Source organism: Gordonia aichiensis, from assembly GCF_039946255.1.
Lineage (GTDB): Bacteria > Actinomycetota > Actinomycetes > Mycobacteriales > Mycobacteriaceae > Gordonia > Gordonia aichiensis_A.
In genome coordinates this window covers 1-788 of sequence record NZ_JBCDWL010000044.1, presented here as the reverse complement: position 1 = coordinate 788, position 788 = coordinate 1, and the positions used below count along the sequence as shown (strand labels likewise).

Genomic DNA, 788 nt, shown 5'->3' with positions numbered 1-788 from the left:
GGAAACTCCACGACCGGGAGGCGTTCGGATTCCAGGACTTGCAGCGTCCTGGTCCAGCGGAACGGGTCGGCGACGATCTCCACCACGTTCCAGCGGCTGCAGGCCTTGCGTATCTCGTCCTCCACCTCGGCGACCGGCACCCGCCACGCCTCGTCGCCGGGCGGGCGTTCCCACACCCGAAGCTTGTCGACATGCGGTTCCGTCGAGACCGTCGCCACCAGCAGGGCCGTGGTGTCGTCGGAGAACGAACCATCCAGAGCGACAACAACATCGAGACCGTCAGGGACACCTTCACCGGTACTGAGTGAGTCCCAGACTCCGGGCGGCAGGAATGCGCCGTCCACGTCGGTGGCGAACTGGCACAGACGTGCTCGCCGGAACGTCGCCTCCCTCGTCTTCGGCGGCAACAAGGCCACCAGCGCATCCCGGTGCAGGAAGTCATCCAAGGCAGGGTTCGCCACCTTCCAGCAGTGTTCACAGTCGACGGGGTGATCCTCGAAGCCGACCGCGGAATGCTCACGCCAGACCATCGTCTTGTCGTCGGGGTGGGCGAGGGCGTACTCGCGCAGCGACAGCAACACCTGATCGTTCACGGCCGGGCCTGGCGTCCCGATCGCCACCAGCACCGACTTCTCACGCTTGCCCTGGGCGAGCTGGACGACCTCGAACAGGTCACGGTTCACGACGCCGGCCTCGTCGACGATCGCCAGCACATAGTCCAGACCCTCGGCGGCGGCAGGGGAAGCCGGATATACAGCGAACGACGAGTCGGTCGCCGGAATGTACAG

1 pseudogene is annotated in these 788 nt (G+C 66.0%); it reads right to left on the bottom strand.

The window, feature by feature from the left end:
* Positions 1-788: pseudogene (locus AAFO60_RS20810) on the bottom strand (terminase); the annotation flags it as partial.